18 protein-coding genes are annotated in these 22,699 nt (G+C 68.0%); 9 read left to right on the plus strand and 9 right to left on the minus strand.

The window, feature by feature from the left end; all coding sequences use genetic code 11:
- From QMK28_RS28890 to QMK28_RS28900, 3 genes are all read left to right on the plus strand, one after another.
- A partial coding sequence (locus QMK28_RS28890) for a tetratricopeptide repeat protein (protein WP_326442596.1) occupies nt 1-1,254 on the plus strand: 1,254 nt, incomplete at its 5' end.
- A gap of 210 nt (nt 1,255-1,464) precedes the next feature.
- Entirely contained in the window at nt 1,465-2,667 is a 1,203-nt protein-coding gene (locus QMK28_RS28895; RefSeq protein ID WP_326442598.1) for a cytochrome P450, read from the plus strand.
- Between the two features lie 177 nt (nt 2,668-2,844).
- On the plus strand, nt 2,845-4,071 hold the full coding sequence (locus QMK28_RS28900; protein WP_326442599.1) for a cytochrome P450: 1,227 nt from the start codon (nt 2,845-2,847) through the stop codon (nt 4,069-4,071).
- 235 nt (nt 4,072-4,306) lie between these two features.
- Here QMK28_RS28900 and QMK28_RS28905 read toward each other — a convergent pair whose 3' ends face one another.
- From QMK28_RS28905 to QMK28_RS28925, 5 genes are all read right to left on the minus strand, one after another.
- The gene (locus tag QMK28_RS28905) at nt 4,307-5,224 is read right to left on the minus strand and encodes a GNAT family N-acetyltransferase (protein WP_326442600.1); all 918 of its coding nucleotides are present in this window, start codon (nt 5,222-5,224) and stop codon (nt 4,307-4,309) included.
- Between the two features lie 105 nt (nt 5,225-5,329).
- A complete protein-coding gene (locus QMK28_RS28910) occupies nt 5,330-6,472 on the minus strand; it encodes an acyl-CoA dehydrogenase family protein (RefSeq protein WP_326442601.1) in 1,143 nt (380 codons plus the stop codon).
- Nucleotides 6,473-6,493: 21 nt separating this feature from the next.
- Nucleotides 6,494-7,255 (minus strand): thioesterase II family protein, encoded by a 762-nt coding sequence (locus tag QMK28_RS28915; RefSeq protein WP_326442614.1) that lies wholly within the window; start codon nt 7,253-7,255, stop codon nt 6,494-6,496.
- Nucleotides 7,256-7,284: 29 nt separating this feature from the next.
- The gene (locus QMK28_RS28920) at nt 7,285-8,919 is read right to left on the minus strand and encodes a GMC family oxidoreductase (protein ID WP_326442602.1); all 1,635 of its coding nucleotides are present in this window, start codon (nt 8,917-8,919) and stop codon (nt 7,285-7,287) included.
- Complete coding sequence (locus QMK28_RS28925; RefSeq protein WP_326442604.1) at nt 8,916-12,317, minus strand: non-ribosomal peptide synthetase; 3,402 nt, start codon at nt 12,315-12,317, stop codon at nt 8,916-8,918. The genes QMK28_RS28920 and QMK28_RS28925 overlap by 4 nt, the downstream gene beginning before the upstream one ends.
- Before the next feature lie 1,375 nt (nt 12,318-13,692).
- Here QMK28_RS28925 and QMK28_RS28930 point away from each other — a divergent pair.
- The 3 genes from QMK28_RS28930 to QMK28_RS28940 all read left to right on the plus strand — a co-directional run bounded on the left by QMK28_RS28930 (nt 13,693) and on the right by QMK28_RS28940 (nt 16,479).
- Complete coding sequence (locus QMK28_RS28930) at nt 13,693-14,286, plus strand: flavoprotein (RefSeq protein WP_326442605.1); 594 nt, start codon at nt 13,693-13,695, stop codon at nt 14,284-14,286.
- A 149-nt stretch (nt 14,287-14,435) separates the two neighbouring features.
- On the plus strand, nt 14,436-14,900 hold the full coding sequence (locus QMK28_RS28935; RefSeq protein ID WP_326442607.1) for a group II truncated hemoglobin: 465 nt from the start codon (nt 14,436-14,438) through the stop codon (nt 14,898-14,900).
- A 136-nt stretch (nt 14,901-15,036) separates the two neighbouring features.
- Nucleotides 15,037-16,479 (plus strand): NF041680 family putative transposase, encoded by a 1,443-nt coding sequence (locus tag QMK28_RS28940; protein WP_326442616.1) that lies wholly within the window; start codon nt 15,037-15,039, stop codon nt 16,477-16,479.
- 13 nt (nt 16,480-16,492) lie between these two features.
- Here QMK28_RS28940 and QMK28_RS28945 read toward each other — a convergent pair whose 3' ends face one another.
- Nucleotides 16,493-17,623: a class I SAM-dependent methyltransferase gene (locus QMK28_RS28945; RefSeq protein WP_326442617.1), complete on the minus strand. Its 1,131-nt coding sequence runs from the start codon at nt 17,621-17,623 to the stop codon at nt 16,493-16,495.
- Nucleotides 17,624-17,853: 230 nt separating this feature from the next.
- On the opposite strand from QMK28_RS28945, the gene QMK28_RS28950 reads away from it, so the two are divergent.
- The gene (locus QMK28_RS28950) at nt 17,854-18,132 is read left to right on the plus strand and encodes a transposase (RefSeq protein ID WP_326442608.1); all 279 of its coding nucleotides are present in this window, start codon (nt 17,854-17,856) and stop codon (nt 18,130-18,132) included.
- Between the two features lie 2 nt (nt 18,133-18,134).
- On the opposite strand, the gene QMK28_RS28955 is transcribed toward QMK28_RS28950, so the two are convergent.
- From QMK28_RS28955 to QMK28_RS28965, 3 genes are all read right to left on the minus strand, one after another.
- Nucleotides 18,135-18,347, minus strand: a complete 213-nt coding sequence (locus QMK28_RS28955) for a hypothetical protein (protein ID WP_326442609.1) — start codon at nt 18,345-18,347, stop codon at nt 18,135-18,137.
- Nucleotides 18,348-18,591: 244 nt separating this feature from the next.
- Nucleotides 18,592-20,001: an MFS transporter gene (locus tag QMK28_RS28960; RefSeq protein ID WP_443050859.1), complete on the minus strand. Its 1,410-nt coding sequence runs from the start codon at nt 19,999-20,001 to the stop codon at nt 18,592-18,594.
- Between the two features lie 190 nt (nt 20,002-20,191).
- Complete coding sequence (locus QMK28_RS28965; RefSeq protein ID WP_443050858.1) at nt 20,192-21,184, minus strand: NAD(P)/FAD-dependent oxidoreductase; 993 nt, start codon at nt 21,182-21,184, stop codon at nt 20,192-20,194.
- Nucleotides 21,185-21,266: 82 nt separating this feature from the next.
- Here QMK28_RS28965 and QMK28_RS28970 point away from each other — a divergent pair, with 82 nt between their 5' ends.
- Both QMK28_RS28970 and QMK28_RS28975 read left to right on the plus strand, forming a co-directional pair.
- The gene (locus QMK28_RS28970) at nt 21,267-21,875 is read left to right on the plus strand and encodes a helix-turn-helix domain-containing protein (RefSeq protein WP_326442611.1); all 609 of its coding nucleotides are present in this window, start codon (nt 21,267-21,269) and stop codon (nt 21,873-21,875) included.
- Nucleotides 21,876-22,178: 303 nt separating this feature from the next.
- On the plus strand, nt 22,179-22,403 hold the full coding sequence (locus QMK28_RS28975) for a transposase (protein WP_326442613.1): 225 nt from the start codon (nt 22,179-22,181) through the stop codon (nt 22,401-22,403).
- Nucleotides 22,404-22,699: the final 296 nt, after the last annotated feature.

Consider the following 22,699-nt stretch of genomic DNA (forward strand, 5'->3'; position numbering starts at 1 on the left):
CGGTTCCTGGGCCTGCACCCCGGGCCCGACACCTCGCTGCCCGCCGCGGCCGGCCTGGCCGGCGTGCCCCTCGCGCGCGCCCGCGCCCTGCTGGCCGAGCTGACCCGCGGCCACCTGCTCACCGAGCACGTCCCGGGCCGGTACGCCTTCCACGACCTGCTGCGCGCCTACGCGACGGAACTGGTCCAGGCCGAAGACGCCGCCGGCTCCGACGCCGGGCCCGGCACCGACCAGCAGCGGGCGACGCGGCGGATGTTCGACCACTACCTGCACACCGCCCACACCGCCGACACGCTGCTGACCCCCCAGGTCAACCCGTTCGCCCTGCCCCCCGCCCGGCCGGGCGCCGCTCCCGAGGAACCGGCCGACAGCCGGCAGTCGCTGGCCTGGTTCACCGCCGAGCACCCCGTCCTGCTGGCCGCCGTCGAGCAGGCCCCCGCGGCCGGCCTCGACACCCACGCCTGGCAGCTCGCCGCGACCCTCACCACCTTCCTCGACCGGCAGGGGTACTGGCGGGCGCTGGCCGCCGCCCAGAGCACCGCCCTGGACGCCGCACGGCGCCAGGGCGACAGGACCGGCCAGGCGTACGCCCACCGGAGTCTCGGACTCGCCCAGGACCGGCTGGACCGCCCCGAGGACGCCCGCACCCACTACGCGCTCGCGCTGGACCTGTTCGGCGAACTCGGCAGCAGCGCCGGTCAGGCGCGCACCCACCAGCACCTGGCCCGGATGTCCGGGGCGCAGGGCCGCCACCAGGAAGCCCTCGACCACGCCCACCACAGCCTCAAGCACTACCGGGCGGCCGACGACCGGGCCGGGCAGTCCGCGGCCCTCAACCATATCGGCTGGCTGCACGCCCAACTCGGCGACCACCAGCGGGCCCTCACCCACTGCCGGCAGGCCCTCGCGCTGGCTGAGGAGACCCGTGACCTCAACGGCCAGGCCCACATCCGGGACAGCCTCGGCTACATCCACCACCATCTCGGCCGGCACCGACAGGCTGTCGACTGCTATCAGCAAGCCATCGGCCTGTTCCGCACATCCGGCGACCGGCACAGCGAGGCCGCCGGCCTGGTCTGCCTCGGCGACGCCCACCACACCGCCGCCGACGCCGAAGCGGCCCACGACGCCTGGACCCGGGCGCTGACCCTCACCGGCGAACTCGGCCTGCCGGACACCGACCCGCTCCGCGCGAAGATCCTCCAGCACCTCGACCCGGATCCGGCCGATGTCACGCTCCCCGCCCCGATCTGACCCGGCGCCCTCTCCGGGGCCGCGCGGCCGGCGCTCCGTTCCGCTGAGCGGAACAGCCCGCGACAGACCTCTCCCGGCGGAACACGCTGTCCACCAGCAGTCCGGTCTCACGGGGGGACCGGAGCCGTCGCAGTCGGATGCGGCCCGGTCGCACCTGCACCCGCGCTCCCAGCCGCATCCGCAGCCTGCCGCACGCTCAAGGAGAGAGCCATGACGTTGTCGGCCACCGGCGGAACGAACGGTCGCCCGGCTCGGCCGCACCCGAACGCGGCCGCCTACCGGCACGACCCGTTGGCGTATCTGGCCGCGGAGTTCGACGACGCCCAGGACGTATGGCGGTACGCGTCGAACCGGGTGTGCGTGGCCGGCCCCGCTGCCGCTCGCGAGGTGATGGGGAACCGGCGGGGCACGTTCGCCGAGACCTCCGACTTCTTCCACACCCGCGACGGTGTCTTCGGCCCCCGAGCCGCGCAGATCGAGATCGGTCGCGCGGCACGCGCCCTGGTACGCCGCCGACTCGACGCCGGCCGGGCCGACTTGCCCCGTCTGGTCGGCGATCGGCTCGCGCCCACGAGCTCATGGCCGGACGCGGGCAACCTGTTGGTCCGCGAGCACCTGCGGGAGGTGCTGCTGTGCCGGGACGCGCCGGAGCGGCTGCACGAAGCCGTCGACGGCATCATCGCCCGCGCGGTGCTGGCGGGCGCGCGCCGGCGTCATTCGGCGATGTCGCGGCTCCGGTTCCGCCGCCGGGCGACGCACGTCCTGATCCGGGAGATCCGGGCCCGCCGGAGCGCCGGCGTGAGCCTCGGCGTCGGCGAGCCGCGCGACCTGCTCGACGTTGTGGTCGCCGGGGCCGGCCCGTCGGCGGAGCCCGCCGATCTGGCCGAGGTCTACCTGTCGTTCCTGTTCGCCACGGTCGGCTCGATCGGCTTCGCCCTCGGCTGGTCGGTCCACCTCCTCGGCACGCACCCTCGCACCGACGGCGACGAGCCCGGGTGGATCGCCCGCGAGGCGATGCGGCTCTGGCCGGTCGCCTGGCTGTTCAGCCGTACGCCGAGCCGGGCGCATGACCTGGCCGGCGTCACGGTCGGCCCGCGGGACGAGGTGAACGTGTGCTCCTACCTCGTGCACCGCCACCCGCGGCACTGGGACCGCCCGGACGAGTTCGTGCCGAGCCGCTGGGCGGAATCCGTCCACGATCCGGCCTTCATACCGTTCGGGTTCGGGCCGCACACCTGCGCCGGCGCGACCGTGACGATGGCTCTGCTGGAAGACCTGATCCGCGTCATCACGCGCGACTGGCACCTGTCGGTCACCGACGGCGGCGACGGACCACACCTGGGCCCCGCGCTGGCGCCGCCGCGATTCACCGCGGAACTGCACGCCCGCGTCGACTCCACCGAGAGGAGGTGAACACCATGAGGAAGCTCTACCGCTCGGTCAAGTCGACCCTCAACATCCGGTTCGGCTACGCCACGAACCACCCCTGGTACCTCTACCACCACATCTGATCGGTACACGCGGGGAGCCGCCCGGCGGCGGCTCCCCGTACAGCGCGGTTCACCGTGGTTCACCGCGAGAGGCGACGCCATGACCAGTCCGCACCACCCCACCGACTTCCTGCACGACCTGCGGCTGCGCAGCGCGGCCGAAGGCGGCGTCTTCTGGATCGACGACGATCAGCTCGCCGTCTTCGAGCCGAACGCGGCACGCCGGGTCAGCGGTGCGAACTGGCAGCGTCTGGTGATGCACGACCGCCTCGTCGACATGATCCGGCGACGCCCCAGCACACCGGTGCGGTGGTCCCGTGTACGCACCGCGTGGCTCACCCAGTTGCACAGGCTCACCACCGGCGAGCACAACGCCAAGCTGATCACCCGGATGGAACAGATCATCGACGCGCGGCTCGGCGAGGACGTCGACCTCGTCATGCTCGCGCAGGACGTCGCCGTGCGGTCCATGCTGCCGGTCGCGCTCTCAGGTCTCACCCCGCGCGAGGCCGCGCAGATCGGCCGGGACCTCGACCAGAAGCTGATCCGCCTGATCGACCGTCACCCGGGCGACGGGCTGCGGCATCACCTGCGTTTCGTCGCCGTCCAGATCCGGGCCGGCCTCGTCGTACGACGGGTGCTGCGCGAACGCGCGTCCGGCCGCCGCGCCCGCGAGCTGGACCTCGCCGATCCGGTGGTCGACATGCTCCCGGAGCTCGGCATGGACCGCGCGCTCGACGTGGTCACCTCGGTGCTCACCGCGATCGGCGGACCGCCCGGCGCCGCGGCCGCGAGCACGCTGTACGAGTTCGCCCGCAACCCGGAGTGGGCGCGGCGGCTCGGCGCCGAGCTGCGGGGCGTGGACCCGGCCGACTTCTGCGCCGCGCCGACGAAGGCGGCACCGGTCACCCACCGGTTCGTCAAGGAGGTGCTGCGCATGTGGAGCCCGCCGCTGCTGCTCGTGCGGCGCTCCCGGCTCTCGTTCGACCTCGGCACCACCCGGTTGGAGAAGGGGCGCGGGTACATGCTGAGCCCGCACATGATCCATCGCGATCACCGCTTCTGGCAGCAGGCCGACACCTTCGACCCGGACCGCTTCCTGCCCGGCGCGCCGCACGGGCCGGTCGGCCGGGGGTACTACGTACCGTTCGGCTGGGCGCCGAAGAAGTGCGTCGGCGCCGACATCGGCACGACCCAACTGATGGCGCTGTGCTACCTCATGTGCACCCGCTACCGCCTCACCGTGCCGGACGCCGAGAAGATCACCATGGTGTACCGCTTCGCACCCGTGCCGCAGAAGTTCCGCGGCCGGCTCGCCTTCGCATGAACCGCCGGTCCGCGCGTGAAGACCTGGATGACTTCCCGCGATCCCGGCTACGCCGCTTCATGGGCTGATGACTCAAGGACGGGGCGGCGCGCCTGGTCTCGTGAACGGAACAGGCACGCCATCATCCTCGCGGGGTCAAGGCAGCATCGTCCTCGGCCGACTATCCGCAGTCAGCCACCCGCACACCGCAGATCAACATCTACTTGACACCCCCGACCCGAGGAGTCGGCTCCGGCTATCCGAGTTCGAGAGTGGTGCCGGCGAAGACGCGCTCCGCCCGGGTCTCGGGGGCCGGTCCGGTGTACATGCGCACGGTGTGGAACTGTGCCGCGAGCCCGCGGGCCGTGACGAGAGCGCTCGCCGTCTTCAGCGGCTCGGGGACGTCGAGGGAGACCTCGCTGTCCGGGCCGATGTGCGCGGTGAGGCTGTCGAAGAGCGCTTCGGCGTCCGCGGGCGTGTCGGCGAACAGGGGGCCGATGCGATAGCCGTCGCCGGCTGGCCGGATCACGCCGTAACCGGCGATCCGGCCATCGCTCAGCCGGGCGTACGCGATTCGGCCGGCAGCTGTCAGCCAGCGGCTCACGAAGGCGCGCCGGTCGGCGGGGAAGCATCCGCGGTCGTACGCGGCGACGGCGTCCAGGTGCTCCTCAGTGACAGCCACGGTCCCCGCGGCCACGGTGCCTGACCGCTCGGGGCGCCCGGCGTAACGGATGGTGTCGTGGGCCGGGGCAAACCCGGACTTCTGGTAGTTGGCCTGCTGGGCAGGCATCCCATCGAGGCCGACGGTGCGGGCTCCGGCGTGAGGGAAGGCCACCTGCCAGGTCGCAAAGCCGAAGCCCCGCCCCCGGAAGCCGGGATGGACCAGGTAGTGGCCCAAAAAGGCGTACTGATCCGAGTAGTTGACAATCGAGACTGCCGAGACCGGACGAGTGCCGATGCGGCCGATGAAAAAGCCCGCGGGGTCGGTGGGGTGGAAGCAGGCCACATCACCGTTGCCGACGTTCCACCCCTCTCCGTTGGCCCACTCTGCTACCTGGTACCAGTCCTCCAACGTGGCGTTGGTGACGGTGAGTTCGCCCGGTCCGGCCGTCGCGACCGATGTCGGGTCCTGGCTGTCGGAACGTGGCAGTGGGGCTTCGCCGAAGTGGTTCATATGCGCGGTGCATCCCTTCTGTGGCTGCCGGCTCGTCAGGGCCGCCGTGGCCGACTGGTCCCTGCCGGCTCTCGAACTACGCGGAGGCGTGACGCTGCGTGCGGCTCACAAGCCGAGGGAGCGGCCGATCAGTTCCTTCATTATCTCGGTGGTACCACCGTAGATGGTCTGAACCCGACTGTTGGCCCATTCCTTGGAAATGGGACTTTCCTTCAAGTATCCGTACCCCCCGTACAGTTGCAGACAACGATTCGCGACCTCAACCTGCAACTCGGTGGTCCACCATTTCGCCTTGGCAGCGTCGGCCACCGTGAGCCGCCCGGCGTTGAGTTCGGATATGCAATGGGTGAGGAACACCCGGGCGATTGTCACCTCGGTGTCCAGCGTGGCAAGCAGGAATCGATTGTGCTGGAAACCGCCGATGGGCTGACCGAACGCCTGACGATTGCGCGCATACTCCAGCGCGTCGGCCAGAATCAGCTCAGCTGCTGCGACCGCTACTACAGCTATGCTGAGCCGTTCCCGCGGCAGACCAGCCATCAGATAGGCCATTCCGGCATTCTCTTTGCCGATCAGATTTCTCACCGGGATTCTGCAGTCGTCGAAGAACAGCTCGCACGTGTCGCTAGCGTGCCATCCCAGCTTCTCCATGCGCTTTCCGCGGGTGAATCCGGGCGCTCCCCTCTCGACGACCAGCAGGCTCATCCCTTGAGTGCCGCGCCGAAGTTCGGTCTTGGCCGCTACGAGCACAAGATCGGCGTTCTCACCGTTGGTGATGAAGGTCTTCTGCCCGTTCAGGACGTACGTATCCCCGTCCAGCACGGCGGTGGTACGGATATCGGCGAGGTTTGACCCCGCATCCGGCTCGCTCATGGCGATAGCGGCGATCGACTCACCCGAACACAACCCGGGCAACCAGCGCTTGCGCTGCTCAGACGTGGTTCGTTTCCCCAGATACGACGCGATCACATCATTGTGAGCCACGAAGCCCGGCGCGGTGATCCGGGCCCGGATGAGTTCCTCCGCGAATATTGCGTGGTAGCGGAAGTCCGGCTCCCCGCCACCACCGTATTCGATTGGAACACCCGTACCCAGCACCCCGATTTCGCCAGCCTTGCGCCAGACTTCGCGACCGATGATTCCGTCTTTCTCCCACTGATCGTGGTACGGAACCGCCTCGCGAGCCAGGAACTCGCGACACATCTTCCGGAACTCTTCATGCTGCGACTCGTCCGGGTTGTTCCCCATATCAACGCTCCCCTTCGCTACTCAACGCCTGGCCGCCAGAGTCTCACTCGTGCCCACGGCGGTTGCCCTGTCGCTACGAGATATGTCTTCGCTTACGATGGCGAGGATTTCTCCGGGCTCCTGCACAGGAGCGAAATGGCCACCCGGAATCTCAACCCGACGGCAAGGGGCGCTACTGTGCTCGGACCATTTCCACATCCGTTCAGATGGCACATGCTCGTCTTCCCGCGCGGCGACCAGAGTGAGCGGGAAGTCAACACGAAGAGAACTCTCCTGAGGGAACTGCCGCCGAATTGCGTAGTCCTCACGCAACGGCCTGACGAGGTAGCGGGCCATCGCCTTGTCAGCGAGCAGCTCAGGCGGTGTGCCACCATCCGCGACGATCTTGTCGAGCAGTTCCGCATCAGTGAGCGAGGCCGTTTCGTCAAATGGCTGCAGCCGCGGCGGCAGTGCCGCCGAGAGGATGGCGCGAAGGGGCGACTGTCCCACAGCGCGCGCCACGGCGGCGGCCACGGACAGACTCAGCATCGAGCCGAAACTGTGCCCGAAGGTCGCATAGCCGAGGTGGGGAACCTGCTCCCGGGCCTGGAGCAGGTCAGCGACCACGTGCTCAGTCATTGACTCCACCAGTGCACGGAAGTCGTCGATGTTCGGTTCTCGGATGCGGGTCCCGCGCCCGGGTTGATCAACGCCACAAATCTGCAGTCGGGGCGTTTCCAGAGCCTTCCACGGCCGGTATACCGACGAGGTCGCTCCGGCGTGGGGGAAACAGTAAAGCCGCACCGGCGTCCTTGATGAAGGCTGCAAGGGGTCTACTCCTTCGTACTGCCGGCGATTCTCTCCGCCAGCATGATGGTGGTCAGATTCGTCGGCACACTGGGGATCGATGGGAATACGGATGCGTCGACAATCCGGAGATTCTCGGTCCCGTGAACTCGGCAGTCCTGGTCCACGACCGACATCAGGTCGGCTGCGGGCCCCATCCTGGCCGACCCCACCGCATGCCAGCCGGGGTTCATGATGTTCCGGACGCCGCTTCGTAGGATCTTGTCATTCCCGACCATGGCGTCGGTCCAGAACTGGGTCTGCTCCAACCGGTCGGCGATGTCGGGCGACCGCAGGATGCTCCACGCCTTCCGGACGCCGTGAGTGAGGCGGTCGATGTCCTCGCTTTCGGAACCGAGTCCCAGCTCGATCACAGGTGGGCTATCGGGACCGGCGTCCTCGATGAACACCCGGCCGCGAGAGGCCGGGCGGAGCAGCATGACCGAGATCCCCACCACCATGGGCCAGCCGAGCCGGTCGACAAAGCCCGGAATCGTGCTGCTCACGACGTTGTTCAGCAACCCCACCTGAATATCGACGTCTTCGTCGAACCCACTGGCCATGCGTGCCGCGACCTGGCGCCAAGGGAGGCCCGGCTTGCACACACCGGGCTGGGGCAGGGACCAGATGACGACCGACGGATGGTCGACCAGATTCTCGCCGACTCCGGGCAGGTCCACCACCGGGGTGACGCCCAGGGACAAGCACAGACCGGCGCCCCCGACGCCTGAGCGCATGAGGATGGCCGGCGTACCGATCGCGCCCGCGCTGAGAGTGACCTTCCCGGCTCGCACTGTCGTCAGGCGGTTGTCCCGCACCATCTCGACACCGACCGCACGTTGCCCCTCGAACAGGATCCGTGTCACCCGAGAGCCGGTACGCACCTCCAGGTTCGGACAGTCCCGAGCCGCGGCCAGGTAGGTCGTCGCCGTGTCCATGCGCTCGCCGTCGACCACGTTGGCCGGCACCGGCCCGACTCCGAATTCCTCCCCTGCGTTCAAGTCCGGCAGGTCAGCTACTCCGCCCCTGCCGCATTCCTCCCAGAACGCGATTTCCAGCTCGTGCAGTTGCTCGGGTCCCGGCCTGCGGATGGGAAGCGGGCCGCTCTCACCGTGCTGGCCGCCCGGGAAATCGGAGTCGTTCTCTATTTCCTTGTAGAAGGGGAGTACGTGCTCCCAGGACCAGTCCGGATTGCCGAGCGCCACCCACTCGTCGAAGTCCCTGGGCAGGCCGCGCAGGGCGACGGCTCCGTTCACGGCGGAGGATCCGCCCACGACCTTGCCGAGCTGGTAGGGGAACCGTGTCCAGAGGGCTCGTGACCGTTGTTGCCCGTCAGCCGCGGTCGAGCCGGTCCCGGCGGAACGCCTGGCCCCCATCCGAATGAGGTCGTCCAGCCGGTTGCTGGTACGGAGGTTGGCCCGGTAATCCCAGTTGTACCCGTCCAGAATCAGCTTGCTCGCATCCCGCAGTGGGTTTGCCTCACCGGAGGCCGGCTGCTCATCGCCGGCCTCCAGGAGAAGCACGCGTTGCTCGCTTCGGGACGCGAGGCGACTGGCCATGACCGCTCCGGCGGAGCCGGCCCCGATGACCACGTGGTCCCATTCACCATCGGCTTCGGTCATGCTCCCGGCTCCTTGATCGACAAGATGATCCCGGAGAAGGTCGCAATGGTCGCGTTCATGAACAGGCCCTCTATCACTTCCTGCTCCGCGGCGGAATCGATCCCGAACTCGGAGCGGAGCTGGCCGATGATCCGGACAGCATGCAATGAATCACCGCCGACGTCGAAGAAACCGTCCTCGATTCCGAAGTCGCTGTGACCCAGCAAATCCGACCAGAGCGCGAGGAGCCGCTCTTCGATCTCGTTGCTGGGCGCTACCCGACGGTTGGTCTCATCGCCGTCGTTCCACGGTGTGGGCAGAGCCGCGCGGTCGATCTTCCCATTGGAGGTGAGGGGCAGACTCTCGAGGACGACGTAGTGGCTGGGCAGCATGTAGCTGGGGAGCGAACCCTCCAACGCCCCGCGCAGGATGGGTGGTTCGAGTGCGTCGGCGCCGGTTGCGGCGTTGGGATCGTCGGCCACGAGGTACGCGGTAAGCTGCCGCTGTCCGGTGCCCGGATGAGCTGGCGCGGTGACCAGCGCCTGACGTACACCCGGCTGGCGGCTCAGGCAGGCTTCGATCTCGCCGAGCTCGACCCGATAGCCGTTGATCTTCACCTGGAAATCCTCGCGCCCGAGGATTTCGATGTCACCGCCCGGCAGATATCGTCCCAGATCGCCGGTCTTGTACAGCCGCTCTCCACTACCCGGGTGGACGATGAACCGTTCCGCCGTGCGCACCGGGTCGCCCCAATAGCCGAGCGCGACGCCGACTCCGCCTATGTAGATCCCTCCCGTCACCCCTATGGGGCACGGGTCGAGCCACTCGTTGTAGACCTGGAGAGTCTGGTTGGCGAGCGGCTTGCCGTAGGGGATGCTCGACCATTCCGGTGGTACGTCACCGATCGGGTAACTCACCGACCAGATCGAGCCCTCCGTGGCGCCACCGAGGCTGATCACCTTCATCGCGGGACAGTGCTCGCGGACCTGGTCGGGCAAGTCGACCGGAATCCAGTCTCCGCTCAGCAGGGCCAACCGGAGGCGGCCGTCACGCGGGGAGTCAGCCTCGCCGAGCGACTCGATCCACATCCGCAGCGGCGCAGGCACGCTGTTCCAGATGGTGACGCCGTACCGATCGACGAGATCCGACCAGTGGTCGACATCGTTGCTTCGGCCGGCGGAGGGAATGACGACAGCGCCGCCCGCGCCGAGGACGCCGAAGATGTCGTAGACAGACAGGTCGAAGCCCGTCGGCGCCAGCGCCAGCACACGGTCGTTCTCGTCTACGCCGAACCGTTGATTGATGTCCTGGATCGTGTTGCAGGCGCTCCGGTGCGAGATCATCACACCCTTGGGCTCACCGGTGGACCCTGAAGTGAAGATCACGTACGCGAGGTCTTCGTAATTCTGCCTGCTCTCCAGCGGGTCCGGGCTGCACCGCCGGGTAGCGTCCTCGTCCAGGGTGACGACTTCGACGCCCGGAAGCCACGTCAGCTGGTCGCGCAGATCCGTCTCGGTGACCACCGCCTTCGCCTGACACTGCCGCAGCAAATTCTGGCGTCGTTGCTCCGGCAGCTCCGGGTCGATCGAGACATAAGCCGCGCCCGCGTGAAGGACACCCAACAGAGCAGCGATCTGTCCGGCACCCGGCCGCATCGAAACCGCGATGATCGCGTTCGGCTCCGCGTCACAACAGTCGCGCAGCCGGCGCGCGAGACGGTGTGCGTCTTCGCTCAACTCCCGGTAGGTGAACTCGACCCCGTCGGCGATGACCGCAACCGCGTCCGGCCGGCGCCTGGCCGCTTCCGCCACGAGCTCATGCAACCTGGCAGCCGGAAGATCCATAGCCGTCGCGTTGGCGAGCTGCCGCTCATCCGACTGCGCGAGCGGCAAGGGCACGACCCCACCGGTCTGATCCCACACCGCTGCGTCATCCACCAACCGGTCCAGCAAGGTCCGGTACGCATCGAACATCGCGTCCAGCATGTCCGGCGGGAACAGCTCGTCCACCGCGTTCCAGTTCAGGGTGAGCTTGCCGTCCTCCTCGAAGATCTGGTTCTCCAGCCAGACCTGGGGCGTCTGGCTGGCGCCGTGGACCAGGTCGCCGAACGCACTCAGGGCGTCACCCTTCGTGTCTCCGGCAGCCGCTCCCAGCGTGCTGGAGAACACCACGGGCATCGAAACGCTCCGCCCGTCACCCTGCCGGCGCGTGAGTTCGCGCAGGACCCGGATCCCGCTGAACGTCGAGTGGGCCAGATCCCCGAGCAGTTGGCGCTGCACGCCGGCAGCGCGCTCTTCGAACGTCTCGTCGGCACGGCCCGCGACGGCGAGCAGATTCGGCGACAGGAAGTCGCCCATGATCTGGTCGACCTGCGGGTGCAGCGGCAGCCTGTTGAGCAAGGTGAGCGTCACTGTGAAGTCTTGCCGCTTCGACCAGGCACGGAGTACCTCGCAGTACGACGCGAGCAACAGCACCGACGGGGTGAGACCCCGACGGCCGGCCACGGCAGTGAGGGCGGCCCAGCGCTCCTTGGATATGACCGCGCGACGCCGGACGAAGGTCGGCGGGCCCAGGCGTTCGGGCGCCACGGCGAGCGGAAGGTCGGGGCCCGGGGACAGTTCATCGAGGCGCGAACGCCAGTAGTCGGCCGCCCCCGTGCCGAGGGGATCGGCCTGCAGTCCCTGCTCCGCCAGTACGTAATCGCGAAACGACAGTTCGAGCGGTGCCGGTGACCAGGTCGGATCGTCGTAGTAGCGCCGCCACTCATTCAACATGAGCAAGAGACTGCGGACGTCGACGAACAGCAGATCCAGGCTGAGGTGCAGGCGAACGCGGTCCTCGTCCAGAAGCGTGGCGCGTATGTCGAACAATGGCCACTGGTCGGTAGGGAGAACCTGGTCGCCGAGTTCGCTCCGGACCTGCTCTATCGCCGCCGACTGCGCGGCGGGAGACTCGCCCCGCAGGTCCGTGGCAGCGATCCGATACGGAGGAACATGATCGAGGATCCGCTGCTCGCCGTCGGTCTCAACCACCGCTCGGAGCATGTCATGCCGGTCGATGACCTTCCGCAGGGCCGCGGCGAGCCGCGGCATGTCCAGTCCGGGTCCGTCAAACTCAAGGTAAAAGTGGCTGGACACGCCGCCGAGTTCGAGGCCCTTATGACGTCCGATCAGGTACGCCTGCTGTATGTCGGCGAGCGGAAACGGATCGTGGCGTAACTGAGTCTGTGGCTTGATGCGCGGCAGATTTCGCGGCTGCGGGCTGCCCTTGAGCAGGGCGATCAATTGGTCATGGTGTTCGGTGATGGCAGCGTGCAGTTGCGGCGTGAGGGAGCCGTTCGGAGCCTCGATGTCGAGGCGCTCGCCGGCGAGGCGAATATTGACACGCTGATTCCTCAACTCGACAAGAAGATCTTCCATAAGGTTTCCGTGCCTCTCTTCAGTGCTTCGCGGGGGGGCATCTCGTAGCCGCGGTACGTGTGGACCCCGGCATCCTGGAGCGCTGCTGGACGAGCGCGCGTCCCGTACCGGGCGTCGGGCGACTGGCGAATGCCGTGATGACACGTGGGGCTGCTCGGCTGACCGGACGCGGTTCGGCCACCAGGACCCCTGACAGCGGCAACGGGAGTCGCGCACCGTCCGTACCGCGTTCGGATCAGGGGCGCGGCAAGGGATCAGCGATCGTCCCGGTGCCCGTCCTGCACATTGCGGCGGCCGTCATGGACGAAGTTCGACATGGCCGCCGTGGGGGACGGCCACACGGCCGAAACCATCCTTGGGTACGTGATCGTGCCCGACGTGCGGGCAGTGCTCGACTGCTGTCGCCACAGCACTCCACTCCGTTTCCTCGTATGTCGTGCGGGCTCGGCTCGCGGAGAAGGGATGGGCTGTCGGGGTGGTTGCCCCGCACGTCCGACAGCGTCGCCACCGGTCGTGCGCGATTTGCTCGCGCCGTGTGGGGAACCTCCCGATCGAGAGGTGGATTCGAGAGGTTCCGGCTTCCTGCCAATGGAGAATAGGAGTGACCATCTACCGCCTCAATACGGTGCCACCGTAGGACTGACCGAAGGATTCCTGACATTCCACCGGTAGATCGCCATGTGCGCTGGTCAGCGGCTCGAGCGCATGCGACTGACAGTGCGTCATATAGCGGGAGTTCGTGACCGGCGGCGCCGGTCCGATGCGGGTCCTGCGGCGACGAGCCAAGGGCGCGCCCGTCTGCGGCCGGGCCGCACCTACGCCCAACCGGCTCCACCGTCGACCAGCCGGCCCTTGATCACCAGCTCGGCCGAGCGCTCGAGGAGTCGTCCCAGAGCGCGAAGAAGAAGTGCGGCCTGGACGAATACGAGGTCCGCCGCTACGTTGGCTGGAGCCGACACATGACCCTGGTCATGCTCGCCCACTCCTTCCCCGCCGCCATGACCGCACAGGTCAGAGGTGACGCAAGGGGCCTGGAGAAACGAACCCTCCCTCGTTCCCCTCACGTCGGCAGAAGTCCGGCGACTGCCGGCAGCTCACCATCCGCGGTCAGTGACGGGCCGTCTGCCCGACCACCCACTGAACTGGTCCTGCTTCCGGTGCCGCCACCTGGCCACCGTTCGTCGCTGCCACTGGCAGCGACGCACCAGCCGGTCACAAACTCCCGCCACATGGCGAACCGTCAGCCAGATGCTGCTCAGAATCAGGCTTCTGACCAGCGCACGCAGCGAATTATCTTTGGAGTGCTAATCGGTGTCCATACCCCGGAGAACCCCACGAGTATTGACCAGGTGAAGAATGCGTGCATCATTGACCCATGGAAAATCAGACTCCGCCGTTACACAAGAGGCGCATACTCGTCGGCGCCACGGGTTCGGTTGCCGTGACGATGCTGCCCACGTACCTCACGGCGCTGCGGGATAAGCTCGGCGGTACCTACACCGTCTTAATGACTCACACCGCAGCCACCTTCCTACCGCCGGACACCGTGAGGCTTTTTGCTGAGCGCGTTGTAAGCGGAGATTCGCCGTCCGACTGGCCGACCGACAAACCTTCCCGGATTGTGGCGGACCACGACATCCTGATTGTCCTGCCCGCTACGGCGAACGCTCTCTCCATCGCTGCCACGGGTGCTGCTCCGAACCGCATTTCGACCGTCACCCTCGCCTCCAACTTCCCGGTCGTTTACTTTCCGGTAATGGGTGCCGACATGTGGGACAAGCCTGCGGTTAAGCGGGATATCACCCAGATTCGCGAAGATGGGCACCATGTCGCCGAACCCGTCTGGCACGACAGCTACGACATCGTATCGGGCGGTTTCACAAACCATCCGTCTTTGCCTACTCCGCAGCAGGTAGGCCAAGTAGTCGAAGAACTGTTGCCTCCGCAGTGCTCTGGACCAGGGCTTTGAAACAGGCCCCGTCCGCGATCGGGAGGACCGCCTCGCGTTGCTGCAATGGTCTAATGCCTAAGGAGAAAAAGGCTGTGGGTGGCGTGAACTCCTTTTATCTGAGATGAAGTTGAGACGTAGGCAACGAATAACTAATCGGAGGTGGCACGATGACGGACTCGATTCCGACCATGTACGAGTGGGCCGGTGGCGCAGAGGCGTTAGAACGGCTGACTGAGGAATTCTATCGGCGGGTTCGCAATGATGAGTTGCTCGCGCCGATATTCGCTTATATGGGGGCTGATCATCCGAAGCATGTCGCGGTATGGCTCGGGGAGGTCTTCAGAGGGCCGGAGACATACACGAAGGAGCAAGGCGGATTCGCGCACATGCTGTCCATGCACCGCGGCCGGGCCATCCAACCGGAGCAGCGGGATCGGTGGGTGCAACTGATGTTGGCTGCCGCTGATGAGGTCGGGCTTCCCGCCGACCCGGAGTTCCGATCCGCGTTCATCGCCTATGTGGAGTGGGGCTCGCGGAGAGCGATGGCTAATTCCCAGCCGGACGCGAAGCCGTCATCAAGGGAAACCGTGCCGCGATGGGGGTGGGGTGAAGCTTCACCCGGAACCGCTTAGCTTGTTCTTTATCTACCGGTCTCGAACGACGCCTCGAACTGGGTCGCTCACCTGGGGATTCACGGACGTGGAGGCGGCCTTTGTCTGATCATGTGCTCCGACCAAGGTGCACGTGACCAAGACGAAGACCGTGAGGGTGAGTCTGCTGCCTGATGCTGTCCGGAGGGAAGCGTTCGCGGAGGCGTCACGCTTCCGGGGCGAGTTCTACGCGTGTCTGACCGCGCGGCGCGATGAACTGTTCGAGCTGTCCGACGCGGTGTTGTGCGCGGACGGGGCGGTGAAGTCTCCGGTGGACTTGACACTGTTGCCTGAGCATCGTCGTGGGCACGGAGCGATGTACGGCGGCTTGAACCATGGCCGGATCGACATGGACCGGCTGCGGACCGTGCCGGCCGGGCTGTCGCTGCCCCGCTTCGACGGCGGGCGGCTGGTGCTGGCGGTCGATGTGTCGCCGTGGTTGCGTTCGGACGCGCCGTGCTCGGCGGAGCGGCTGTTCTGCCACGTCTACGGTCGCGCGAAGACGGCCTCGCAGTTCATTCCGGGCTGGCCCTACTCCTTCGTTGCCGTGCTGGAGCCGGGCGCCACCTCCTGGACCGCGATCCTGGACGCGGTGCGGCTCACACCGGTGGACGACGCGACCGCTGTCACCGCCGTCCAGCTGCGAGGAGTCGTCGAGCGGCTCATCGCCGCCGGTCAGTGGCAGGCCGGGGACCCGGACATCGTGATCGTCAGCGATGCCGGCTACGACGTCACCCGCCTGGCCTGGGTCCTGCGAGACCTGCCCGTCGAGCTGGTCGGCCGGGTCCGCTCCGACCGCGTGATGCGCCTGCCGAAGCCGCCGAGGACGCACGGCGTCAACGGCCGGCCGCCCAAGCACGGGCCGGAGTTCCGCTTCACCAAGCCGGAGACCTGGCCCGAGCCCGCGATCACCACGGCCACCGACACCAGCAACTACGGCAAGGCCGAAACCCAGGCATGGGACCGGGTCCACCCTCGGCTCACCCACCGCTCGGCATGGCTCGACCACGAGGGCGAACTTCCCTTGGTGGAAGGCACATTGATCCGGCTGAAGGTCGAGTTCCTGTCGAAGGAACGGGATGCTCCGCCGGTGTGGTTGTGGTCTTCGAAGACCGGCGCCGCCCCCAACGATGTGGACCGTTGCCGGCAGGCGTTTCTACGCCGCTTCGATCTGGAGCACACCTTCCGCTTCGCGAAACAGACCCTCGGCTGGACCACCCCGAAACTTCGCACGCCCGAGGCCGCGGACCGCTGGACCTGGCTCCTGATCGTCGCCCACACCCAGCTCCGGCTCGCCCGTCCCCTCGCCGATGACCTCCGCCGCCCGTGGGAGAAGCCCGCTGCCTCCGGCCGGCTCACCCCGGCCCGGGTCCGCCGGGGGTTCAGGAACATCCGCGCTCACCTCGCCTGCCCGACCCGTGTTCCCCAACCCACAGGCACCGGCCCCGGACGTCCACCCGGCGCCAAGAACAAGCACCGGGCACCTCGCTACGACGTCGGCAAAACCGTCAAACGCCCCGAGACCCTCAAGGCCATCGGCAGACCTGGAAGATCTTGGTAGATAAAGAACAAGCTCAGATTCGCCGATTCCGCGCCACCCTGCCGGGTGCTCTCCTGGCGAGCCCGTACTGACCGGTCGAGACCCACATAGTCACCACCCGCACAATGACAGGAGACCCGTCGCAATTCCCGATCGGGCCACCGATCGGTGGCGTCGGGCTTACCTGCTGGACCATCAGCTGCGGCCGAGGCCGCTGCCGGGGAGCTGTACTTCGGTGGCGCCTGTCCCACGCACGGCTACTACGGCCGACCGGTCTTGACCGATGCTCGGATTGTCCCCGACCCGTCCGGCAGGCCCAGGAATCTGTCGAGCGGTACAGGGCTGCTCGGACCGATGCGGTCAGACCGTGGGGCAGAAGCGAGCGGTGTGGACGCTGGTAGCGGTGAGGTAGAAGGCGTCGGGGCGCCAGAGGATGCCCGTACAGGCATCGCCGTCCACAAGGTGTTCCAGGGTTGCGCGGTCCTCGAGGTCGAGCCGGTTCGCCGATCTGGTCGCGCAGCCGGGTCAGGCGGGCGTGCACATGCTCGCGGGCCGGCAGTCCCAGTGGGGCCGGGAGGTCGGTGAGGAAGGTACGCGTTCCGGTAGGGATGAGCCCGGCCCGGGCAAGCAGGGCAGGCCAGTCCTCAACTGCTTTAACCGACGCAGGTAGTTGGGTGCGCAAGGCGGTGAACTGATGCTCGGTGGCGACGTCCAGGCTGGCCTGCAGGCCGGGGCGGCCCATGTCGATGTCGCGGGGCAGGAAGCGTGGGGGCAGTCCGCGTTCGACGACGGCGAGCAGACCGCCGGGCCGCAGGGAGGCGGCGAGGGCGTTCAACGCCGCCTGCTGGTCGCCAAGGTGGTGGACGACGTTGCTGGTCCATATCAGATCCGCTGGGCTCAGCACGTCGAATTCATCCGGCACATCCGCCCGCTGGGAGACCACCCAGCTGGTCAGGTGCCGCTCGGCCGCGCGCATCCGGGCCCGCTCCAGCAGGCTGGGAGACTGGTCGACGGCGATGACTTCGGCGTTCGGGAAGAAACGGGCGAGCAGGCAGCTGGTGGAAGGAGACCTGGCCGCGCGTAAAGAGACGGTGAGGGAGCAGGGCGCGTGGCTTTGCTTCGAGGACGAGCCAGGGCAATCGCTCCGTCCGCCGAAGGCCCGCACCTGGTCCCGTCGCGGCCAGTCGCCGCAGGTGAAAGTCTCTGGGAAGGGCTCGGGCCGGGTCTCGCTGGCGGGGATGGTCTGCGCCAAGGGCGACGAGCGGACCCGGCTGGTCTACCGGATGCAGGTCCACCATCCCGGCCGCCGCAAGGAGAAGAAGGGCTTCCGCGAGCGGAACTTCGCTCAACTGCTGGACGCCGCCACCAGCAACTCGGCGGGAAACTCGTGGTCGTGTGGGACAACTCCACCACCACGAGGACGCGCTGATGCGCGAGCTGCTGGCCAGACGCGAGGCGTGGCTGACCGTCTTCTGCCTGCCGCCGTACACGCCGGACATCAACCCGGCCGAAGGCGTATGGGCACACTTGAAGAACGGCCTGGGCAACCTCGCCGGGTGCACCGTCGACACCCTCGCAGCCCTGACCCGGACCCGGCTCAAGAAAATGCAGTACCGGCCCGACCTGCTCGACGGGTTCATCGCCGAGACCCGCCTCACGCTGGCCCCGCCATGACGTCACCCCGAACCGAGAACCTCAGTAGCCACCCCCGGTCCGCTGCCTACGTCAAGGACGCGGCCGGCCGCGGTGTCCGCGCCATCGCTCGTGCGCAGCAGCTCCCGCAGCCAGCCTGCCGCCTGTTCGCGGGAAGGGGCGTGCAGTTCGGCTTCGCGTTCCAGTTGGGCGCCCAGAGCATCCCAGTCGATGTCCCCGGTGTGATGTGTGTTCATGGGTCTTCCTGTTCCGGGCAGAGGAAGGGGCGCGCGGGGATCAGGAGAGGTCAGCGGGCATGGTGAGGATTCCTCTCTCCACGGGGCGGGGCCGGGGCGCGCGCGCCCCGGTGGATGGTTGGGATGTGGCCGTGCCGGTTTCAGAAGGACCGCGGGCGGAGGCCGGCCCGCACCCGAACGGGGTGCGAGCCGCCTCCCGGGCAGGACTCGAATGACGTGAGGGGTTCGAGCGGTTCGGAGGGCTTCAGCTGTATGACGGGCCGTCATCCTCGGAGGGGGCGCGGCGGACCAGCGCGGTCGCCGCGAGCGCGGCGGCGAGGTAGACGGCGGCGGCGGCGCCGAAGGCCCACGCGTAGCCGACGACCACGTCGGTTTGCGTCGCTGCGACGGACATCAGCGCGGCCAGGCCGACCGTGGGGCCCAACTCCATCGCGGTGTTCATGACGCCGCCCGCCAGGCCGGCCTGGTGCGGGGGCACGTTCGCGGTGGACAGGACGGCCGACCCGGAGAAGATGAAGGAGGTGCCGGCCGGCAGCAGGATCAGACCGGGCAGCAGGCCGAGGGCATACGAGGTGTCGGGGTCGATGCCGGCGAGCAGCGCGAGTCCGGCGGCGCCAACGACCAGGCCCGCGACGGTGACCCGGCCCGCCCCGAACCGGCCGACCAGCGGCCCCGCCGCGCGGTTGGTCGCGATCAGCGCGACGGTGAACGGGATGAACGCGCCCGTCGTCGCGAGCGGCGACCAATCCCGTACCTGTTGGAGGTAGAGCGAGAGCAGGAAGGTCACCAGGCCCGTGCCGGCCGCCGCGAGCAGGATCCCGGCGAGCCCCACGAAGCGGCGCGGCTCCAGGGTGAACCCGGGCGGAAGCAGCGGGTGCCGGACGCGGCGCTCGACCGCGAGGAACGCGCCGAGCAGCACGGCGCCGACGACGAGCGGGACGAGCACGGTGGTCGAGGTCCACGCGTGGTCGCCGCTGAAGATCAGGCCGTAGCTGCCGACCGAGATGCCGAGTGTGGCGAACACGGCGCCCGCGGGGTCCAGGCCGGGGCGGGCCCGGGACGGTTCGGCGGGCTCCGGCGGGAACAACCGCCGGGCAACGGCCAGGGCGAGGACCGCGACGAGGACGGGAACAGCGAACATCCAGCGCCACGACACCCAGGTGGTGACCGCGCCTGAGGTGAGGGTGCCCACGGCCGCGCCGAGCACGGACACGCCGCCCCACGTGGCCATCGCCCTGCCGAACGCTGCCGGCTCGGGCAGCACCGAGCGCAGCACCGCCAGCGCCGCCGGCGCGGTCAGGGCCGCCCCGACGCCCTGTGTGAAGCGCACCGCCACCAGCGCCTCGAAGTTCGGCGCCAACGCGGCCGTCGCGGACGCGAGTCCGAAGACCACCAGCCCCGTCGTGAACATCCGCCGCCCGCCGTACCGGTCCGTGAGCCGCCCGCCGAACAGCAGCAGCCCGCTGTAAGGCAGCCCGTACGCGGCGTTGACCAGCACCAGACCCGCCGAGCCAAGACCGAACCCCCGTCCGATGTCCGGCAGCGGCACCGCGATCAGGGTGATGGTGAAGATCAACGTCGCCTGGACGACACCGAGCACCGCGAACGCGAGACCGGCCCGGGGCCGCGCGCCGGGATCGGCCCCCGCACCCATGTCCTCGCTGCGGGTGGGAAATGGCTCCTCGGTGACGCTTCCTCCGGGGACTGCGGGCATGTGAGGATCTCCTTGCCTAACCTTGTTCAGAGCAGGTCCAGGGCGGGCGCGCCCGGGTGGGCGCTGGGATGCCGCCGGGCCGGATTCGGACGGCGTGCCAGTGGCCTTCGGGGAAGGTGGCTTCGGCGGTCTACCGCGAGGAGGCCGGGGAGAGCGGGGCGACCGGGGGGGACGTCGCGTCCGCCGCGCGGTGGTCCTCGACGGCCCGTTCGACGTCTTCCTCCACCAGGTTGTGGTTGATGGCGAACGCGGCCGCCGATCCCATGCCGGCCGCGGTGACCACCAGGGCCCGCGGATCGGCGACATTGCCCGCCGCCCATACCCCGAACGCGCTGGTACGTCCCGAGGCGTCGGCGGTCACCCAGCCGTTCTCGTTCTTCTCGCAGCCCAGGCCGGTCAGCAGGGCGTCGCGGGGCACCATGCGCGGAACGACGAATGCCACGCTGCGGGGCACCCCATGGCCCTCGGCCAGCTCAACTCCGCGCAGCCGGTCCTCATCCACCACCAGCCGCTTGATCACGCCGTCGGCGATGCGCACACCGCGGGCGCTCAGCCGCTCGCGCTCGTCGCCCGTCAGGTCCAGGGTGTGCGGGAAGAAGACGACATCGTCCGACCACTGCCGCAGCAGCAGAGCGTGGTACACCGCGCCCGGTTGGGTGCCCAGCACCCCGATCGGCTGGTCACGTACCTCGTAGCCGTGGCAGTACGGGCAGTGCAGCAGGTCCTTGCCCCACCGCTCACGCACGCCGGGGATCTCGGGCAGCTCGTCGCGCAGCCCGGTGGACACCAGCACCCGGCGGGCCTGGAGCACCGGGCCGCCGGCCAGGTGCACGAGGAAGCCGGGGTCGATGTGATCCACCTGGCCCTTGATCAACTCCACGCCGTAGCCAGCCACTTCGGCCCGGCCCACTTCCAGCAGGGCCGCCGGGTCCATCCCGTCCCGGGACAGAAAACCTTGCATGTGCGCGGAAGGGGCGTTGCGCGGTTCCCCGGCGTCCACCACCGCCACCCGCCGGCGGGATCGGGCCAGCACCAGCGCGGCGTTCAGTCCGGCCGCGCCCGCGCCGACCACCACCACGTCGTACATCGAATCGTTCGTTGCCACGCTCGTCATGTCGCTCATAGCGATCACCTCCGCCCTCAGAGTGCGACCAGCCCCCAACGGAGGCAATTTTTGTTGCCGCTTCCGGGACAAGCACGGTGTAATGGGCGGCGTGGAGCACTCACCCGCAATCGCCCAAGCTCTCAACGCAGTTGGCCCCCGCCTCAAACGCCTGCGCACCCAGCGCGGCGTCACCCTGGCTGAGCTCGCCGAGGCCACCGGCATCTCCAAGAGCACCCTGTCCCGCCTGGAGTGCGGCCAGCGCCGCCCCAGCCTTGAACTCCTGCTCCCCATCGTTCAGGCCCACCAAGTCCCCCTGGACGAACTGGTCGGCGCTCCCGAAGTCGGCGACCCTCGCATCCGCCTCACGCCCCAACTCGTGAACGGCAACACCGTGCTGCCCCTGACCCGGCAGCCCGGCCCGCTGCAGACCTTCAAAATGGTCCTCCCGACCACCCGGAGGACACCGGAGTCCTGTACTCACGAGGGCTATGAGTGGCTCTATGTCCTCTCCGGGGGCCTGCGTCTGGTTCTGGCCGACCATGACCTGGTCCTGCGCCCGGGCGAGGCCGCCGAGTTCGACACCCGGCTGCCGCACTGGTTCGGCAGCACCGGCGACGGCCCCGTCGAGATCCTCAGCCTCTTCGGCCGCCAGGGCGAGCGCATACACGTCCGCGCCCAACCCCGCCTCGGGAGCAAGCCCGACCACTGACCGCCACCGGCCTTCGGGATATTTCCCCAGGTTGCGCACCAGTCATCAGAACGTCCTCTCGGACACAGGGTGGAAGCGGCGGTGCGAGGCGTATTGCCGAGTGAGATCCTCGGTGAACGCGGCAAGCCCACGACCTCGTGGCCGAGCGGCTGTATGCGTCCGGCCATGGAGCACCCCATACGCAGTCACGAAATGCCGGTGGCCGCTTTCAGGGGGGATCCGCCGAAGGGCCATCTGAGGCGCCCCGAAGTTTCCGGACAGTCGTCCCAATAGGATGAATGTCCGAAGCAACGGAGAGAGTACGTGGCAAAGCAGCGCAAGAAGTTCAGTCCTGAATTCAAGGACGAGGCGGTCAAGATGGTGCTCGAAGGATCCCGCCCGATCGCCCAGGTCGCGCGGGAAATTCAGGTGAACGAGGGCACCCTCGGATCATGGGTCAGCCGGTACCGACAGACTCACGCGGACGAGGAACCGCCCCTGACGATCAGCGAGCGCGCCCGTCAGGGAACTGGAAAAAGAAGTCCGTGAGCTGCGGATGAAATCCGAGTTCCTGGGAAAAGCGGCAGCCTTCGTGTGTCCTGAACGGGTGGTGACTGCCGGATAGGTCGGTAGGCATCAGATGGTGCTGCACAGATGATGAGGGTTTTGGCCCCTCGGAGTCGCTCTGCGGAGAGAGGCTCCAAACCGCCTCCCGCTACGTTGGCTGAAGACCGTCGTGGTGAGCGAGGGAGGAAAAGGCGTCCGGTGAGGCGTCAGGTGGGGATTGGAAAGGCGAGCGCAAGCGAACCACTGCTGATGCGTCGAAATGCTTGGATGACATCGAA

The sequence above is a fragment of the Streptomyces sp. H27-D2 genome, from assembly GCF_035828615.1.
GTDB lineage: Bacteria > Actinomycetota > Actinomycetes > Streptomycetales > Streptomycetaceae > Streptomyces.

Excerpts from the sequence above, each read along its gene's own strand:
- QMK28_RS28895 (WP_326442598.1), top strand. The coding sequence starts at position 1,465 with ATGACGTTGTCGGCCACCGGCGGAACGAACGGTCGCCCGGCTCGGCCG.
- QMK28_RS28965 (WP_443050858.1), bottom strand. The coding sequence starts at position 21,184 with ATGAGCGACATGACGAGCGTGGCAACGAACGATTCGATGTACGACGTG.
- QMK28_RS28955 (WP_326442609.1), bottom strand. The coding sequence starts at position 18,347 with ATGAACACACATCACACCGGGGACATCGACTGGGATGCTCTGGGCGCC.
- QMK28_RS28900 (WP_326442599.1), top strand. The coding sequence starts at position 2,845 with ATGACCAGTCCGCACCACCCCACCGACTTCCTGCACGACCTGCGGCTG.
- QMK28_RS28905 (WP_326442600.1), bottom strand. The coding sequence starts at position 5,224 with ATGAACCACTTCGGCGAAGCCCCACTGCCACGTTCCGACAGCCAGGAC.
- QMK28_RS28970 (WP_326442611.1), top strand. The coding sequence starts at position 21,267 with ATGGGCGGCGTGGAGCACTCACCCGCAATCGCCCAAGCTCTCAACGCA.
- QMK28_RS28960 (WP_443050859.1), bottom strand. The coding sequence starts at position 20,001 with ATGGGTGCGGGGGCCGATCCCGGCGCGCGGCCCCGGGCCGGTCTCGCG.
- QMK28_RS28910 (WP_326442601.1), bottom strand. The coding sequence starts at position 6,472 with ATGGGGAACAACCCGGACGAGTCGCAGCATGAAGAGTTCCGGAAGATG.
- QMK28_RS28925 (WP_326442604.1), bottom strand. The coding sequence starts at position 12,317 with ATGGAAGATCTTCTTGTCGAGTTGAGGAATCAGCGTGTCAATATTCGC.
- QMK28_RS28935 (WP_326442607.1), top strand. The coding sequence starts at position 14,436 with ATGACGGACTCGATTCCGACCATGTACGAGTGGGCCGGTGGCGCAGAG.
- QMK28_RS28920 (WP_326442602.1), bottom strand. The coding sequence starts at position 8,919 with ATGACCGAAGCCGATGGTGAATGGGACCACGTGGTCATCGGGGCCGGC.
- QMK28_RS28930 (WP_326442605.1), top strand. The coding sequence starts at position 13,693 with ATGGAAAATCAGACTCCGCCGTTACACAAGAGGCGCATACTCGTCGGC.